The following is an 18,760-nucleotide window of genomic DNA, read 5'->3' on the forward strand; positions in this document are numbered from 1 at the left end:
TCTTAGTTTATTGCATTTAAGACTAAAAGTACCGCAGATATTGTGGTTACGGCTAGTTGGAAGGTCTGCACAAAGTTCACACCAGTTCCCAATTCCCTGACTTTCATGGGTTCTGCGTACAGCATGTCATTGGGCCTTAGAAAGAAGAACTCAGATTCCACCAAGCGCTTGTCATTGAGGTTGATCCTAAATGAACGGGTCCCTGATGGGTATTGCCTGACCAAGACCATTTCGTCCCTTTTGGCTACAGGAGTCATGTCACCTGCATGGGCAATGGCCTGAAAAATATTGATTCTGTTTTGAAGAATAATATGGTTACCGTTTCTATTGAATTCTCCTAAAGTCGTAAACCTTACTCCCCCCAATCTTACCCTTACAAAAAGATCTTCTTTGTTGACATACTCAAGCATTTTTTCTTGAATAAGCTCTTTTGCTTGCTTGGTAGTAAGGTTATTAAGATTAACCTCCCCAACTAATGGTAGTTCTACCATACCATTTTCATCAATTGTATAACCGGTAATAAAGAATATATCCCCTCCAGCAGTTATGTTCTGTTGTCCTGCCATTGCTAACTGAGGATTTTTGGATGCCGCTATACCGAAAATTGCATTCAATTCTTCTGAAGTTGTTTGGATGTTAATATCCACCACATCATTGTACTGCAATAAGTATTCTTCTGCCGTATTTTCTACCAAGACCCCAGGTTCGTACACCGGAAAAGTATCTCCCAAATCCTGCATGTATATAATCCGCTTGTTTGGTACACAGGATGCGATGAGTAATACAAAAAGTATCGCTTGAATTGCTTTGTTCATATAGATTCAATATTTTAATCGGACAAATATAGAAAACTTATTTTATTCGGAGCCCCAATACAAGTTTAGTAAATTTCCAAAGAACTAAGTTTGTTTATAATCCCTAGATATATGTAGAAAATTCACATTATACTAATTTTTTGTTATCACCTAGACACCTGTAAAAACTCTCTTCATGCTGCTTGACCACTACTTTTGGACTAAAGACATTCTTAAGGGCTTTGGAACCTTCAATAGAAATTTCCTTTGAAATAATTTTTCTAAGCCCTTCGTAAATCGCATGCTCATCCTGATTGTCTAGGATCAGTCCTCCTCCATATTCATTCAAATAATCTGCAATCACCCCTACTTTGGGGGATATGGCTACGATTGGTCTTTGGATGGAGGCATAGTCAGATAATTTACTCAAAAGCAAAATCCCTTTGGGATAAGGGGCTTCCAAAATCATCAAGTAATCGAAACCAGCCAAACTCTTGAGCATACTGAAGTAATCCTTAGGTGCATGACAGAAAATCTCTTCCTTAAGCCCTAAGGATTCGATTTGCCCTGGCATCTCTGGGTCTATTACACCAAAAACATGAAATTGGAATGCCAATCTATCCTCATGTTTAATTTTTGAAAAGGCTTTGAGTACTTTCAAGGCTTTCACATTGGAAAGCATATTTCCCGCATGACAAATAGAAATTGGCTTACCGGGTGCTTGGTTCACATCAAAGTCCTCTGCATGTATTCCTATATGGGGGATGACCTTTACTTTATCTGTCTTGGTCTTGATGATCTTTTCATTGTAGTGCTCCCAAAGCAATTGAGAAGGGAAGGTATTTAAATCAGCATTCCGGAAACTAGTCTTGACAAATCGATTGATCAGGTAAGATTGAAACCTGTTTTGGAAATTCATGCCAGGCCTGATATTTTCTGTAGGATCATTCCAATTGGCAATCCATGGTAAAGCAGTTGAAGCCTTTATTTTGGCTCCGACAAGATGTGCAATATTGGAAGGCATCCTACTCATGACAAGGTCATAGTTGTGTTTTTGATGCAGTTCAAGCCCCAAGTCCACTGCCTTACTTGCCCACCTGACTCCTTCTAAAGGAAGCTTGAAATAAAGAACTGCTTGAAACAATTCCCAATACCTTTGAATTGGCTTAACCGGGGTTTCGTCTACATAAAAATTAATGGCTTTCAGTGGTTCCCATACAGAGGACCAGTCTTTGGTATAAAATTGCTCACTTGGCCTACTGATGACATGAATGGTATGACCTGACTCCATCAAGGCCAGGCAAAGTTTAGCATTGACCAAGGCCTCCGAAAACTCATAAGGAGGAAATGATGGCGCAATCATTAAAATTTTAAACTTTCTCATTTCCATAGTCCCAATAACTTTAAGGATTTCCTAAAAGGTCTCACCATCAAATAAGGTATTCGGGGCAGATCCCCTAAAAGTTGAAAGTCTATGTTTTGGTTCCTATGGGTGGGTATTTCCTTGAGCTGTGCTATGCGAATGAGTTCCTCATAAGCCGATTTCATATGTTCCAAGGTAAAGCCTGTGCGCACTACATTTTTCCCATTTTCTGAAATAATGTGCAAATCAGACCTTTGCAACATGTCGATGATCACTTTTGAAAAATCATCGGGATCTCCCGGAATGCATAAAAACCCACTTTTGCCATGCTCAATCCAAGCATCTGTTCTACCTTCTAGGCGAGAGACAACAGGGATAACACCCTGCGCCATGGCTTCAAGAGCAACAAGCCCTTGCCCTTCGAAAAATGAGGGGAGAATCATAAAATCGTACTGCTGCAAGGTCTGGTATAGGTTGTCATAAGGCAAATAGCCCTTTACTTTTATGATTTCTCCCAATCCATAATCTTGAATTTTACTTTCCAATTCCACTTTATCAGAACCATCCCCATAAATGTGTAAACAGTCTATTTCAGCATGTTGCATCACTTTTCGGATGATATCCGGTAAAATCAAAACCGCTTTTTCGGTATGTTCAAGCCTGCCTACGTATATGAATTTCTTACCTACTTTTGTTTTCTGCTTTGTACAAATCCCTGATTCTTTGATTACCGAGGTGGGAATGCATTGAATTTTCTCAGAGGGCACATTTCTTTTTTCTTCCAACAGCGTTTTGAGGAAAGGACTGACCGTGATGATCTTATTGACAGCGCTCAGGTTGGCTGTTGCATTGTCCAACATAGAATCCAAAATGGAATGTAGGACAGAGAAAATGAAAATAGTATCCGGAAGGGTTGAAATGCCTGCCTGTACAAATGGGCTATCATGAATAAAAATCACATCATAGTCCTTCAAAAACTGTATCAGCTTCTTGGTATGGCCAACCTTAGAAATCCAAGGGCTCAATTCAAAAGTTTTTACATCAATGCCGCTTTCGAGAAAATATGAATTCCAAAGACCTTTTTTTTGGGTCTCGACCACTATCACCTGATTACCGGCCTCTTGAAACAATTTTGCCTGATTGAATATAACCCTTTCGATCCCTCCAATCATGAGTGAATAAGTGACCAAAGCAATTTTCATAAGCGTATCATGTTTACACCTGAGTTCTTTTTAAATTTAGCTCTCCACCAAAAATAATACATGAGAAAAACGAGGAGTTGGACAGAAAAAGCCAATAACCTGGCATAAAGCAAACCTTCTGCCCCAAATCCCAGCCAGAGGTAAGAGAATGAAAGCAGTACCACACTCCAAGTGAGTTGGGCTGAAAAACTAAACCAAAGATGATTCATAGCGGCAGCTAAATTACTAAAAATCAGAAGCAAAGATTGTGGTATCATGGCTATAATTGAAAGTGCCAGCAAATACCCAACCCCTCCAAACTCGCTACCATAGATCAATGCTATTTTATCCCCAAAGAATAAAAATACAGCCGAAAGCGGAACAAAAATCCCTAAAATCAAAACGACAGTATTTTTCACTACCCTATTGACTTGGCTTAATTTTTCTTGTTGAATCAGGTCACTGAAAACGGGAAGAAATGCAGCCATGACGATGTAGGGCACAAATATCAGAACATTGAACCATTGCAAGGAGGCATTGTAGCCCGCAAGTTCGAAAAAGCCATTGTTTTCTCTTGCTAACAGCGTCATCACATACCATTGGGTAGGAATCAGCAACAAACCTGAGAGGATTGTAGGCAGGGAATACGTGAAAAGTATGGAGGCCTCTTGCAATGAACCTTTGAACCTGACGGTCAAGCCTTCCTTGAACATGAGGTTTTTGGTGATTTTGAAAGTAATCACATAAGTGATGACGGGTTCTAGGGTCATTCCGACTACTGCACCAAAGAATCCGAAATAGTAGGTCAATAGCACCTTGATAAGTGTAAGCACAAAACCTAGGAATATCCCCAGATAGGTGTTGACTTTAAAAGCCTCCAATCCATAAATGATTCCGTTTTGAACACCATTAAGGGATCCGAAAAGGACTCCGAGGGCCATCAATTGAAGGCTACTTTGGAGATGAGGGGCTCCCAGAGAATGTATAGCAAGGGATTTGGCAAAAAAAACTACGACCAAGAACACCAGGGATCCTACCAAGCCGGAAAACAAAAAGGATATCCCTATAATCCGACTGGCCTTTTCTTTGTCAGAATTTCTGTATTGGGCAATGTACTTGGTGGCTGTTTGAGAAATACTAAAAGCAGTAAACATCCCAAACATCGAAATAGTGGTATTCAGAAGACCAAACTCACCAAAAGCTTCCCTTCCGATCAATCGGATGATGATTATAGTCCCTAAAAAGGAGAAGCCTTTGGAAAAGAAGTTCAGGATGGCATTCCAAAATGATCCGGATGCCAACCTCATAAATACAGAGGATTGGCTCAGGCTGATCAGTACCCCATGTAACTTGGGGTACCTTTCGAATTTTTGAATAAGTAATTTTAAAAAAAGCACAATATGTATAGACAGAATGATGCCAGTATTTTTCAGGAATACTTTACAATCTAATTGAATACTAATTGAAATTCATAGATACTATATCCGTCAGGTCGGACACTTTTTTGATTGGGACCTGTCCACCAAAAACAGCTTTTTATCCAAACCCTCATTGCCATAAAAACTTAAGTTAAACAGCAATGCAGCGCACTATCATAAAACCCAAGGCTTTAGAGCGTATCTATTTTCACTTGCTTAAAGTTAGCCTGATTTGTCAGAAACCAAGCATATGTTTCTTTGATCCCTTCTTCGAGTGGAATCTGATATTTCCAACCTTCCTTTTGCAATTTAGAAACATCCATCAATTTCCTCGGGGTACCGTCAGGCTTGCTGCTGTCCCATACCATTTCACCTAGGTGCCCTACTGTTTTTTGTACCAGCGTGGCTAAATCTTTGATGCTCAAATCTGTTCCTGTACCCACATTGTACAGGTGCTCAGCCAGCTGATTTTCCAAGGCGAAGACAACAGCATCAGCCATGTCATCGACATGCAGGAATTCACGCATAGGCGAACCAGAACCCCACAAGGTCACAGGAGGAGCGGTTTTTTCGTCTTGGGCTGAATTTTTAGCATCATGAAACTTCCTGATCATGGCAGGCATGACATGTGAAGTCTCGTAGTCGAAATTGTCAAATGGGCCATAAAGATTGGTAGGCATAAGAGACACAAAGTCCTTCCCATACTGTTTACGGATTGCCTCACAAGCCTTCACGCCTGCAATTTTGGCGATGGCATACCATTCATTGGTGGGCTCCAAGGATGAGGTGAGCAGGTACTCCTCCTTAAGTGGCTGTGGGGCCAACTTGGGATAAATGCAGGAAGAACCTAAAAATATAAATTTGGCTACATTTTCTTTGAGGGCCGCATCGATGAGGTTATTCTGTATTTGAAGGTTTTCCATCAAAAATTGATAAGGGTAGTTATTATTGGCCAAGATACCCCCTACCCTTGCCGCTGCATCGATGACTACATCAGGTTGCTCCGCTTTGAAAAAGGAATTTACAGCCGATTGGTCACGCAGGTCCAATTCTTTGCTGCCCATACCGATCAGGTTTGTATAGCCTTTTGCTGCAAGTTTCCTCCAAACAGCAGAGCCGACCATACCTCTATGACCGGCTATAAAAATTTTTAAATTACTCAATGCTTTGTTATTTATGCTTTAAAACAATAACCTTACGGCCACGCCAGAACCTTTGTTCATAAAGAATGCAGCTTGATCAAGATTACCTCCCGGCAAATCCCATCCTGGCAATACACCTAGGTTGATAGAATACTTCTCAAACCTAAGATCAAGCCCAACTCCTACCAATGGACCAGTCTGAAGACCTCTACTGTCTTCAACATCTACCCATTCCACCACGCCGGCATGCCAACCGACAGACCAAAAGAAATGGATGGTACCGTCTTTTCTCACATCAAGGGGATACATCCTCTGATAAGTGGCATGACCGCCAAGTCTTGTGAAAGGTTCAGCCCATCTCACAAAACCACCTGAAGGTCTCCATCCAAAATTAACATCTATCGCTGACTTATCGGTAATAAATTGCTGATAAGATGCCGCTATGGAATTAAAGTAACCAAAACGAATACCTAAAGCTGATTTTTTTGGGACAACATAATCCCTTAAGGAAACTTTTTCTTCTGTTTCGGATGTCTCAGATTCTACCTGCGCTTCAGCAATTCCTACTACAGCAAACATAGTTAGGGCAATCAAGAATTTCTTGTACATAATTTATTAGTATTTTTTTGACTAAAAGAAATTTGGGGTTCACCGTTTTAGGCGGAGGATTAAGTATGGGTGATGTAAATATAACATCCTGCTGAGTATTTCTTTTATTCTTCTTGATAATATATTTTGTGACCTGCCATCTGAAGTTGCAAATCTTTCTTGAATAGGTTGAGGTCAGAGGCTACCATTTCCTGAGCCAAAGCAAGTACATCGTATTTGGGTTCCCATCCGAGTTTGGTCTTGGCTTTGGAAGGATCACCTATAAGCAATTCCACTTCAGTAGGTCTGAAATATCTCGGGTCAACTTTCACCAGAACACTGTTCAAGGGGATAAAGTTATTTTTCCCTAATTCTCTTTTTCCTGCTTCTGAAGAATCATCTGATTCAGAATTGGCATAATCAGCACCCCATTCAAGGCCAGTTGCGGATTCAAACTTTTCTACGTTTACAGCATCCAATATGCCCACTTCATCTACTCCTTCACCTTCCCATCTTAGGCTGAATCCTACCTCATCAAATGCCATGGCTATGAAATCTCTCACCTTGGTAGTAGTCCCTGTTGCTATCACGTAATCTTCTGGGGTATCCTGCTGAAGAATTCTCCACATGGCATACACATAATCCTTGGCATGTCCCCAATCCCTCTGAGCATCTAAGTTGCCCATGTACAATTCTTTTTGAATTCCCAGCGTAATTTTCGCAACAGCACGTGTGATTTTTCTGGTCACAAAAGTCTCACCTCTCAAGGGCGATTCATGATTGAAAAGGATACCATTACAGGCATACATATTGTAAGCCTCTCTGTAATTGACAGTAATCCAATAGGCATAAAGTTTGGCTACAGCATAGGGTGACCTTGGGTAAAAAGGAGTTGACTCAGATTGTGGAACCGCCTGTACCAATCCATAAAGCTCTGAAGTGGAAGCTTGGTAAATTCGGGTCTTTTGTTCTAAACCAAGCAACCTAACTGCTTCAAGGATCCTTAATGTTCCGATGGCATCTGCATTGGCAGTGTACTCAGGGGTATCAAAAGAAACTTTCACATGTGACATTGCCGCAAGGTTATAAATCTCATCCGGTTGTGTTTCCTGTATAATACGGGTAAGATTCATGGAATCGGTCATGTCTCCATAGTGAAGGATCAATTGGGGATTGTTCACATGAGGATCTTGGTATAGGTGATCTATTCTATCTGTATTGAATAATGAGGATCTTCTTTTAATACCATGTACTTTGTATCCTTTTTCTAAAAGAAGTTCTGCCAAATAGGCTCCATCTTGCCCTGTGATTCCTGTTATCAGTGCCGTTTTCTGCATATTATATGAAATATATAAGTCATTATTGACTTAAATGAGTTTTTTAAAGTTATAAATCTATAGGACACCAAATAAAGATGTTTTTACAAGGGTTTGCAAACCAGATTATCTTAATCTTGAGAAAAATTACAATTCTCTGGAAAGAATTTTATTAGAAAAAATATCTATGATATAAGATGGTGTGGAAATAAAGGTTCTCCTCCATAATCTTTTGGGTTCACGCAACAATCTTGGGAACCATTCCAAACCTAAATTGATCCAAATCTTACTTGGTCTTTTGACAGTGCCCGCATAAAAATCAAAAACCGCTCCTATTGAGCAGATCACGCTAGCATCCAGTTTATCTTTGAACTGAAATGCCCATTTCTCCTGCTTAGGTGCTGTCATACCTACAAACAATACGTCCGGCTTGTATTCATTGACCATTTGAAGCATGTATTCACTGTCTTCTTCAGAAAACACCTGCTTGTAAGGAGGACTGAATGAGGCCACTTCAACATCCGGAAATTGCTCCTGCACCTTTTGTTGGATCAGTTGGAGTGTGGAATCCGAAGATCCCAAATAAAAAACTTTACCTTTTTTCTGATTTACCAAATTGAGGTAATGCATGTGGAGATCATAACCTGATATTTTTTTGATATTCTTACCATATAGCAGTTTAAATCCAAGAACAATCCCGACGCCATCGGGTATTAGGATATCGCAAGTCGTGAGAGATTTCTCAAATTCATAGTCTGTTTTTGCGATACAATAAGAATGCGGATTGATTGTGTTAATAAGGAGTTTGTCCCCCTCTAAACTTTCAGGAAGATCGGTACTAATATTATAATGTAAAAACTTCAATTTCATAAATATTTAGATCCTCAAGCTCCTCAAACAAGTTAGTATTTTCCGGTGATTTTGAACTCTACGGATAATATTGGTTTTGCAAATTTAATATTTTTTTTGAAAGGGGAATAGTTCAGTACTTAATACACCTTTTTGCATTTATGTAGGCTTAAATTTATGTATTTCTACAATATAAAAGCAAAAACTTTGAAGAATTCCCTGATTTTAAGACTTTAAGCATCAGCATTTTTTTACATGGAATAGAAATATTTCCAGTTTTTCAATAAAATTAGCATTCCAAAACTAGAAATATCATCAAAACGACATCTTTAAATATTCTATTTTTGGTATTTACTTGAATCAATTTCTTTGTCAACTATTTTTACCAAGACCCTGCTAATTTTAGAAAAAACAATTCTACATAGCAGATAGTCATGCTTTGTACTACAATGTTAAACACTACGCATATCTACTCAAAACTACGCATTTTAAATTTTCCCACGCTTTCCAATTAGATTTACGCAGTTTTTTAGGTCAGCAGATTACATTTTACCTACTCCAATACTAGGATTCATAAATAGGTACGACCTGAAGATGTACAAATTTGGCTGCACATCATCATAAGCTTTTTTTAAGGAAATTGTTTTAACAAATTAAAGAAACAGCGAAAACTCAATAGATTATGAATCTAAAAATCAAGTTGTCAAAATTTCTTTTATGTTTTTTTCAAATACTGATAAGGTGAAATTTTCCAGAAAGTAATTGCGGGAAAAATTTCCCATTTCCTGCCTCAATTCTTTGTCTGAAATGAGCTGTTTGATGGCAGCTGCAAGTTGTGGAATATCTCTTTGCGAAACGATGAATCCATTTTTCCCATCCAATACCAAATCAGGGACGGCTCCCTCAAATGTTGAAATAACTGGCAAACCAAAACACATGGCTTCCAAAATACTTAGCGGAAAGCATTCATTGTGGTAATAGGTCGGGAATACAAAAAGGTCGGCTTGGGACAAAAGTTCGAATTTTTCTTCTCCATATCGTTTGCCCAAATATTTCACTTTGTCCTGTATACCAAAATCTTCAATATTGCGTGTGAGTTCTTGACTGCTGATGTCAGCCTCAGCCCCTACAATAGTAAGTTCATAAGATGCTTCTTTCAGCATTGATAGTGCTTGCAACAAGTCTATGATTCCTTTACTTCTGATCAAGTTAGAAATAAACAGTATTTTGACTTTTGGAGAATCAGCTATACTCTTTGGTGAGGCGCTTAAATTGTAATCAGGAATGCCATTATGGCAAACATGCAGCTGATCTTTCTTTACGTATTTGATGACGTCATCATACAACAATTCAGAAAGTAAAATAACTTTTGACTTATTAAATACCAGGCGGTACAGCAAATTATCAAAGCCCTTATGCTGACAGGACTTAACACCCTTGTTATGAAAATGATAAATCGTTTTCACGCCCAAGACTTTGGCCATCAGGGCTATAAGACTGTCTTTGTAGAAGCCTACACCGGAAGCAGTCAAGGTGATATAGCAATACTTAGGTCTAAAAGTCAACAGTTGGTAGAATGATTTCCAATACACATTCAGTATGGACATCAGTTTTTTAAAACCGCCTTTGCCTATGTTTTCTATTGAATCTGAAGTGCTCAGGTTGATATACCTTCCTTCTATAAATCCCTCCAGATATTCAGATTCTTTGATATACTGCCCAACAATGGCCGCACCATGTACGGGAGGTGGATAGTGAAGTATAAAAAGTATTTTGGGTTTATCCTTGGACATTGAGAAATATAGTAATCAGTAAAAAACCCTTATTTAAGTTTGAAAGAATCCTGCATGGCTTGGAAGATTCTTTCAGCGACGACTTGAGTTGAAAAATTGGATTCAATTTTTATTGAGTTATTTCCCATTGAATTGAGGTCCATGACATTGAATGCTTGCAGGGTGCGGATGATATCTTCTTCACGCAAACTGTCAAAAACAAAACCATTTACACCTTCTGTAATTAATTCAGGATAACATCCGTTGTAAAAAGTCGTAGCCACGGGCAGACCACAGGCCATGGCTTCCGGCACAACCAAACTCCAGTTGTCTTCAAGGGTAGGCATGACAAAAACATCGGCTGCAGCATAGTATTGATAAATCTGATCATAGTCTATTGACCCCAAGAAAAACACAGAAGGCAGGTGTTCAAATTTTTGCTTTAGGCTTTGTTCTTGGTCTCCTGTACCGATAAGTAAGAGGTTATCTTCCGGGTTCATGAGTGCATGTTTTTGCCAGGCATTCAATAGTGGCAATACTCCTTTTCTATCAATCAGTTGACCTACAAAAAGAAAGGTCAATCCTTTTTGAAGATTAAGTTTTTTCTTGAATTTCTGAATTGATTCATCAGTCATTTGGCGGACCTGATTGGCCAGTCCTTCACTGTCAGCAGACATACAGCCTTTTACAATAGGCTTATTATTGACTTTTAGGTTGTCTACAAGGTATTCTTCGGTAAGGTTACCATTGACAAGGTAGCCATTGACCATTTTATCAAAAACCCTACGGTAGGCTGTTCGCCAGAAAGGGCAAAACCGTTCTGTATGCTTTGTCCTTTCATATGCCACCCACAAAGGAATCTTCAATCTTTTTGAGACATATCCAGCGAAAGGTGCCCACTGAAAGAAGCCTTCAGTAATCATGATATCTGCCTCGACACTGCTGATTGCCTTTATTAATCCTTTTTGCAAAGGGATATTCACACCTTGATTGGCAAAGTTTCCCTGTTTGCCTATTTGTATGATTCTCTCTTCACTCAGGCCATGGGCATTTTCCCCTAATGCAGCTTCAATTTTATTTACAATTCTCTCAGGAACCCGATTTTTGGAATAGGTAACATGAAAATTCCCATCAGCCAGTTCATTGATGGCTTTATAGAGAGGAACCCTGTAGTCTAAAAAGGATGGATTAACCCAATGGATCTTCATGCTTTCTATAATCTTTTAAAACTTTTTCATAAAAATTGATTGTCTGATCACTCAAATATTGAAGACTAAACAAATTAATAACTTTTTCTTTAGCTGCATGAGAGATTTTCACTTTTTCTTCGTCCGAAAGATCATGAATGAACTTAATTCGCTCAGCCAAGTGTTCCGCAGACTTTGGAGAAACAAGAAAACCGTCCTTACCTTCATCTATTATTTCTGCCATTCCACCTGAATTACTTCCCAATACGACGGGTCCGGCATACATGGCTTCTACGCAAACTATACCCATTGCTTCCCACCAAGATGGAAAACAAGCAACATTTGAGCTTTGATACAATTTAATTAAGTTCTTTTTTTGCAAATGTCCATGAAAGGTAAACCATGAGGCACCGTTGACCTCTATTGTTTCCTTTAATTTTTTACCATAGGAACCAAGTTTGCCAGCAATCTCCAAAGTAACATCCATTCCTTGATCCCTCAAAATCTGAATGGCCTTCACCAAGTCCCCTACCCCCTTTTCCTGAGAAACTGTCCCTGCATATACAACACTAAATAAGTCTTTTTTTGGCAAATAATCAGCATTGTTGATGGTGGCGAGGTTGACAGGGTTGTAAATAACTTCTACGATGGAGGCATTCAAACCCAAATGTTCTACTGTCCAATCCTTTAGGGCCAAGGAACAGGAAGTGATATATTTGGCTTTCCGTATCAACCGGTTTTCGTATGTACCAACAAACCAATCCGGAATGGTTTTGAATGTAAATTTCTTTACTTTTTGGGTTTTTCTATCCAATAAAGACGGGGTCTGCAACCTGATGACCAAAGGGATTTTAAGGTCCTGTAAGTAAAGTGCCTCAGCACCGTAATCTTGGACTTCAATGATATCAACATCTTTGAGACCTTTGATACAATCTTTGATTTTTTTCCTGAAAGAATAGAACCTATAAAAAAGCCTGAATTTTTTGAGAAAGGAAAAATCAGCCTTTTCAGCATCCTGAACATGAAAATCACCCGCTGAAAGCTTAATCAAGGTAAGGTTATCCCTGAGTTCAATGTTTTCTTCTTTGGTGTTATCAGAAGCTGTAATCACTGTTACGCGATGCCCTTTTGCAATAAGGCCATCTGCAATATGCTGTATATAGGTAGCTATGCCACCACCTCTTTTAGATTCGCCATATTCTCTGGAAATATAAACAATATGCATTTGTCTATTTTTTAAGTATAAACTTAGAGATCTTAACAGGAAAAAGCGAGATGAATAGCAAAGCCATCAATTTTAACTTTTCATCTGAAAAAGAAAAAGCTTCAAGAATTTTTTTACGAGCCAAACGGTTCTCACCTATTTCCAACAAAATCATCGATTTGGACTTCAACCATCTTCCAATGTATAAATCTAACCCTTTTATTTTTTCCGGATCTTTCACTTTTTCCTTTAGGGATAAAAGAGATTCTCCCACCGGGTCATGTTTTTGCTCTCTGGAAAATGAAATCCCTGAATTGGCAGGTTGGTGGATATATAAGGCGCCAACTTTTCGGGAATAGGCTACCTGAAAATCCAGAAACAACTTTGCCCAAGTGATCAGGTCTTCACCAGATTTTAAACCAACAGGAAACCCATTGACATGATCCATGGAAGATTTTTTGACAGCAACGGCTGAAGAACATATTGGAGGGTGTGAACTTGCCGCCACATGAAAATAATTTGTCAGGTAACCTGAATCGCCTTCAAATGGTAGCTTATTCAAAGAAATATTACTTTTGGTTCCATTGGCGTAAAGGAACTCATAAGCTGTTGCCAAAACCTCGGCTTCGGGGAATTGGGCATGAAGCTTGGCTATGGATTCCAGAAAATCAGGCATCCATAAGTCATCCGCATCCAAAAATGCTATCCAATCCCCTTTTGCTTCTGAAATACCCACATTCCTTGCTACTGACACACCTTGATTGGCTTGATGAATCAACTTGACGATAGGGTTTTCAACCTTTTCCACCAGTATTTCAGAGCCATCACTGCTGCCATCATTCACCACGATCAGCTCCTTAGGCTTAAAAGTCTGAGAAAGCACTGAGTTGATTGCCGGCAATATTGAATTGGCCTTATTGAAAAGCGGTATTACGACACTGATATTCATAGACGGCGAAAAAATCATAAATAAGACCAGCCCTTCTTATGGATGCTGAAGGTTATTCCAATTAGGGCATAGAAGTAATTAGGGAAAAAGATTGTGTATTTTAAGATATTATCAGTAGCCATAAACAGCATATACCCAAAAAACAATGTGAGTACAGAACCAAATATGATTTTACCTAAAGGATTTGTTTGTGCAAATGAGTTCTTGAATATTAACAGAAATGTGGATATAATACCTATCAGTAACAAGGTAAGGCCAAACGCGCCATAATTGTAAGTCACTGAAAGGTAATCATTGTGTGCTTCTGCAGAGCCCTCCCCTATAATATCTTTCAAAACCGCATTGTCTGCTCGTGGACCATTTCCCCAAATAGGGTTTGCGGCAAGACCTGGAGCTAGGGATATTTGCCAAGCTTTCCGTCCATTGTTATTCAACTGCTCGTTATCGTACAAGTCCAGTCCTATCTCTGACAATTCTCCATCTCCTTCAAAGAATGTTTTCTTCTGGAATCCTTCCGAAGTAAAGACAATCAAGCCGAGTCCAAGACCTAAAAATCCGTAAATGATCTTGTTTCGGATACTACTGTTTGAGAAATGAAATACGAAAGTCACCAAAAACACCAATAAAGCCATCCTTGTCACACTGACAAATGGCATGATAAACAAGATAAAGAAGATGAAAAGGTAAAATTTTTGTTTAAGTACATAATAGCTACCCAGACAGATCGAACCCAAGACAATAAATATCATTGGGGTGGTAGGCATGTGAGCAGCATATCCTGTAGTCAGGTAATAGGCGAGAAAAAGAACATAAATAAATACAACTAGCTTAGAAAGCTGTTGAAATAACCAAAATATCTTTGGCCAAGAATACGAAAATGAAGATGCAATGACTCCTACAAGAATTGGAATCATGTATTGAAAGGTAAGCTGAAGGCCCACAAAAGAATATGAAGCGATCACACTTCCTATCATATAAATCACCCATGGCGCCCAGAAATAAAATGGGAACGTTGGCCTCTCTATACGGAAAATCACAAGAAAAATAATGCATAGCATAACTATCCAAGCTATACCTGTCCAGTTGAAGCCAAATAAAGTATCTGGTGCAAATGGGATCGCATAATTCAAATAAGCAATTCCACTGCAGATAAACATCCACCGGAAAAAAAACTTAAACTTTTCATCCGGAATGTAAACCTCGGTTCTGAAAAAGTCAATGACCTTTCTCATTTATAATTCTTTAAATTGTTTCCCACTGTTCCCTACAAAAGTAGGCCAATCAAACATAAGTTCAGCATAATGACGGGCTTTTTTAGCTTGATTTATCTTCAATTCAATATTCATCAAATGCGCTTCCGCCGTCTTTTGTAAATCAACTGGACTTCTTTACTCAAACATAAATGCATGTGCTTGATTTTTAGCTATCTAAAAACAAACAAACTTGCAAAACTTAATAAAAGAACTGAGATCCCAATTCGAGGTGTTTTGGGACATCAATGATATGTTTCAGCCAATTATCAATGTAAAAAATCAATACCTTCATGACTTAAATCCATGAAGGTATTGACAATTAAAATCGCTTAAGCAACGGTTTCTTTTCTAGTTTTTTTCCTCTTCTTGGATTTGGTTTCGTCCTCGTAGTAACCATAGTCTTGGCCATAACCGTATCCATAACCGTATCCGTATCCGTAACTATTTTCAACAGTGAAATCATTCAAGATGGTATATACTTTAGAGATTTCTCCTTTTTGCTTGAGGTTTTCCAAAATCTTGTAATTACCTTTTTCAGAGTATTTATGTCTAAATACGAAGATATTCACATCAGAAAACTTGAACAATTCCTTGGTTTCAGAAACCAAACCTACCGGCGGACAATCTAAGATGACAACATCATATTCTTGCTTGATCTCTTCTAGCATCATTCCAAACTTTTCCTGAAGTAATAATTCTGCAGGGTTTGGTGGAATAGGACCTGAAAGGATAACATCCAAGTTAGGGTGATCTGTAGTGCTTACCACATTCTTCCAATGGATATTGGAACTTAGATAGGTACTTACACCAATTTCGTTTGTCAGGTTAAAATCCAAGGCAATTTTTGGTTTCCTCAAATCAAGACCGATTAGCATTACTTTTTTATTGGTCAAGGCAAAAACAGATGCCATATTGATCGCACAGAATGTCTTACCCTCACCGGAAATGGATGAGGTAAACAAGACCGTTAGATTACCTTCTTTAGGAGCAAGATATGACATGTCTGATCTTAAAGACCTGAATGACTCGGTAATTCCTGATTTTGGTGCTTCAAATACTACTCTTGCACTGTCAAGTTTACTCCTGCCGATTACTCCCAAGAATGGAGTACCTGTTTTCACTTCCAGGAACTTCGGATCATCAATTTTTGAGTTAAGAATATTCTTAATCGTAATCAATAAGAAAGGCAAACCTAGGCCTATTCCAAGACCAATAAGGAAATTAACAGATTTTTTAGGAGAAACCGGCCTAAACTGGGCCCTTGCGTAATCCAGAGTTGAATTTTTAGGGAAGTTTGATGCTTTCTGAATCTCTGCCTCAGCTCTTTTTTCCAATAAGTATACATAGATACTTTCATTGATATTGAATTGCCTTTGGATACTTACCAATTGTCTTTCTGTTTCAGGAAGTGCATTTGCTTCCTTCTCAAATACATTGATCCTACGGTCAAGCTGCTCTACATTTGATTCAAGGTTCCTGATAGAAGAATTGACATTCTCACTCAGCACTTTCTTGGTATTTTGAATTCTCAACCTAAGCTCTCTTACAGCTGGGGTTTCATCGGAGAAATTGGCTGAAAGTCGGATGTTTTCAGCTTGGAGTTCAATCAGGTTTGCTACCAAAGTGTTCAATAGTGCATCACCTGTACTTCCAATTGATGGTGCCATGGTACCATTTAGGTTCTCATTGGTCAGGTAATCTCTCAATTGATAATAATATCTCAAGGTAATTTCTAACCTGGCTTTTTCATTTTCGAATTCAACAAGATTTTCAAAAACCCTGTTTCCTTCTTGACTTAGGTTAAAAACACGGTTGTCACTTCTATATTTTTGAAGCCTGTTTTCAAAAAAGGAAAGAGAATCTGTGATTCCTGACAACTGGGTTTCTATAAAACTGATAGTACTTTCTGAAACCCTGTTTTTTTCTTGCAACTCACGGTCAAGGTAAGATTCCATCAATTTGTTGAGGTAATCTTCACCCATCTTTCTGATTGGTGTCTGGATTGACAATTTTAGGATAGAAGCTTGCTTGTTGATCGGCACCACATTCAATCTATTCATGTAGCCTATAGCCAAGGTCTTGGTATCCATCAATTGGACATACAATTCATCTCCAGCGACACTGCTTACATTCGAGATGGTAAACTTGAAATATTCTCCCAATACCTCTTCCCCAAATTTATAAACACCCTCAAGAACACTTGTATTATTTAAGCTAGTCTTGTAAAATGGATCTGTAGGGTTGTATATATAAAAGCCATCCTTTTCTACAACAAGCTGATAGCTATCTTGGTCAAGAACAATAAGCCTGATTTTGCCATCTGTCACTTGGGGATGCTTCCAGTCTACATTTACATAGACAGGAGTATTTCCGTAAATCTGATTAAATCCAAAAAAATCTTTCCTAAAGTAAGACACATTAAAATTCAACTTAGATAGGGCATCTTCCGCTACAGCAAAAGATTTGACAATACCCATCTCATTTTCTGTATTTGTCTTAGGTCCGGAATACGTAGTAGCAGAGAAAAGCTCAGAAGTAAGGTCCGGCTTCTCATCGTTCAACACTACTGTGGCTTCAACCAAATAAACAGGAGTGGTGTATTTATTGACAAAATATGCGCCTACCCCTCCTAATATTACACAAACAAGGATATGCGGCCAATACTTGATATAGGAAAACAAGATTGATTTGAGATCAAAATCATCATTCCCTTGCGGAACATTGAACGCAGGATGTTGGGGTTGAGGACTATTTGGAAATGAATTATTCATTGTAATTAATTACTTAAGAGATTTAAAACCAAGGCTACGAAGGTAAATGTAGATATGATAAGGGTAAGTGATTGTGCTGCATTCTCTCCCGCGCCGAGTTCACGAACTTTCAATGGTTCTACATAAAGCTGATCATTTGGTTGTATAAAGTAGAATTGAGAATTAATAATATTTCTATCTAATAGATTGACTTTAAATATTTTAGAACCTTCGGGGAACTGTCTTATAAGGACAACTTCTTCCCTTCTACCAATAGGAGTAATGTCGCCTGCATGTGCAATAGCTTCAAAAATGGTCATCCTATCCTGTAAAACCACATATTTCCCAGGCTTTCTAAATTCTCCCAAAGCACTGTACCTGATACCACCAAGCTTTACTCTTACAAAAAATTCGGAGCTGATATATCTTCTTAATTGTTCTTCAATCAAAACTCTTACCTCATCTATTGTCAGGTTAGTGACCTTGACATTGCCAAGCATCGGGATCCTGATATTCCCGTCTTTATCAACGGAGTAACCTGTCATATAGTATATATCTCCTCCGCCTTGCCCCATTTGCATACCCATATTCATGGCTGGCATCTGATCACTTAGACTAAACCCGTTTTTCATTAGGTCTTCGATAGTCAATACTTGGATTTCAATAATGTCATTGAACTGTAACCTATACTCTAAGAGGTCATAGTTGATCATTTGACCGTCATCTAGTGCTGCTGATTGTTCCTGGTTCTGTAGGTAAATGATTTTTTTGTTAGAAACACATGAACTAAATGAGATAACTAAGAAAGATAATGACAGGAGAAACATTATTCCCCTTCTGGAACTGGTCCTTTTAAAATTGCTCATAATTAAAGCTAGGGCGATAAGAGTAATATGAAATTTTTCGTTTTAAATAAGATGCCAAATATAGTTCAATAAACATTGATTGCAAATTCTATAAAATAGATTTTATCTATAAAAAAACGCTCAATATA

General features: G+C 38.5%; 15 protein-coding genes. All 15 read right to left on the reverse strand.

The genetic code is table 11. The features are described from left to right. Positions 1–2: 2 nt before the first annotated feature. Entirely contained in the window at positions 3–740 is a 738-nt protein-coding gene (locus tag CLW00_RS07765; protein ID WP_106133366.1) for a polysaccharide biosynthesis/export family protein, read from the reverse strand. Between the two features lie 202 nt (positions 741–942). Continuing rightward, positions 943–2,157, reverse strand: coding sequence for a glycosyltransferase family protein (locus CLW00_RS07770; RefSeq protein ID WP_146131379.1), 1,215 nt, complete (start codon positions 2,155–2,157; stop codon positions 943–945). A 17-nt stretch (positions 2,158–2,174) separates the two neighbouring features. Then, entirely contained in the window at positions 2,175–3,359 is a 1,185-nt protein-coding gene (locus CLW00_RS07775; protein ID WP_106133116.1) for a glycosyltransferase family 4 protein, read from the reverse strand. Continuing rightward, positions 3,356–4,645 carry an oligosaccharide flippase family protein gene (locus CLW00_RS07780; RefSeq protein ID WP_146131380.1) on the reverse strand — a complete coding sequence of 430 codons (1,290 nt, stop codon included), beginning with the start codon at positions 4,643–4,645 and terminating at the stop codon, positions 3,356–3,358. Before CLW00_RS07780 ends, CLW00_RS07775 begins: the two co-directional genes overlap by 4 nt. A gap of 302 nt (positions 4,646–4,947) precedes the next feature. After that, positions 4,948–5,919: a GDP-L-fucose synthase family protein gene (locus CLW00_RS07785; RefSeq protein WP_146131381.1), complete on the reverse strand. Its 972-nt coding sequence runs from the start codon at positions 5,917–5,919 to the stop codon at positions 4,948–4,950. An 18-nt stretch (positions 5,920–5,937) separates the two neighbouring features. Next, positions 5,938–6,507, reverse strand: coding sequence for a hypothetical protein (locus CLW00_RS07790; protein WP_106133119.1), 570 nt, complete (start codon positions 6,505–6,507; stop codon positions 5,938–5,940). A 104-nt stretch (positions 6,508–6,611) separates the two neighbouring features. Then, a complete protein-coding gene (gmd, locus tag CLW00_RS07795; RefSeq protein ID WP_106133120.1) occupies positions 6,612–7,823 on the reverse strand; it encodes a GDP-mannose 4,6-dehydratase in 1,212 nt (403 codons plus the stop codon). 126 nt (positions 7,824–7,949) lie between these two features. Further along, positions 7,950–8,672, reverse strand: a complete 723-nt coding sequence (locus CLW00_RS07800; RefSeq protein WP_106133121.1) for a WecB/TagA/CpsF family glycosyltransferase — start codon at positions 8,670–8,672, stop codon at positions 7,950–7,952. Positions 8,673–9,346: 674 nt separating this feature from the next. Beyond that, positions 9,347–10,444 carry a glycosyltransferase family 4 protein gene (locus tag CLW00_RS07805; protein WP_106133122.1) on the reverse strand — a complete coding sequence of 366 codons (1,098 nt, stop codon included), beginning with the start codon at positions 10,442–10,444 and terminating at the stop codon, positions 9,347–9,349. Positions 10,445–10,473: 29 nt separating this feature from the next. Further along, on the reverse strand, positions 10,474–11,631 hold the full coding sequence (locus tag CLW00_RS07810) for a glycosyltransferase family 4 protein (protein WP_106133123.1): 1,158 nt from the start codon (positions 11,629–11,631) through the stop codon (positions 10,474–10,476). Continuing rightward, positions 11,612–12,835, reverse strand: a complete 1,224-nt coding sequence (locus CLW00_RS07815) for a glycosyltransferase family 4 protein (RefSeq protein ID WP_106133124.1) — start codon at positions 12,833–12,835, stop codon at positions 11,612–11,614. Before CLW00_RS07815 ends, CLW00_RS07810 begins: the two co-directional genes overlap by 20 nt. A 4-nt stretch (positions 12,836–12,839) precedes the next feature. Next, complete coding sequence (locus CLW00_RS07820) at positions 12,840–13,763, reverse strand: glycosyltransferase family 2 protein (RefSeq protein ID WP_170073186.1); 924 nt, start codon at positions 13,761–13,763, stop codon at positions 12,840–12,842. 14 nt (positions 13,764–13,777) lie between these two features. After that, on the reverse strand, positions 13,778–14,995 hold the full coding sequence (locus CLW00_RS07825) for an O-antigen ligase family protein (RefSeq protein WP_106133126.1): 1,218 nt from the start codon (positions 14,993–14,995) through the stop codon (positions 13,778–13,780). 350 nt (positions 14,996–15,345) lie between these two features. Beyond that, positions 15,346–17,787: a GumC family protein gene (locus tag CLW00_RS07830; RefSeq protein WP_106133127.1), complete on the reverse strand. Its 2,442-nt coding sequence runs from the start codon at positions 17,785–17,787 to the stop codon at positions 15,346–15,348. 5 nt (positions 17,788–17,792) lie between these two features. Then, positions 17,793–18,632 carry a polysaccharide biosynthesis/export family protein gene (locus CLW00_RS07835; RefSeq protein WP_245917196.1) on the reverse strand — a complete coding sequence of 280 codons (840 nt, stop codon included), beginning with the start codon at positions 18,630–18,632 and terminating at the stop codon, positions 17,793–17,795. Positions 18,633–18,760 lie beyond the last annotated feature (128 nt).

Origin of the sequence: Mongoliibacter ruber (genome assembly GCF_003003005.1) — a bacterium.
GTDB lineage: Bacteria > Bacteroidota > Bacteroidia > Cytophagales > Cyclobacteriaceae > Mongoliibacter > Mongoliibacter ruber.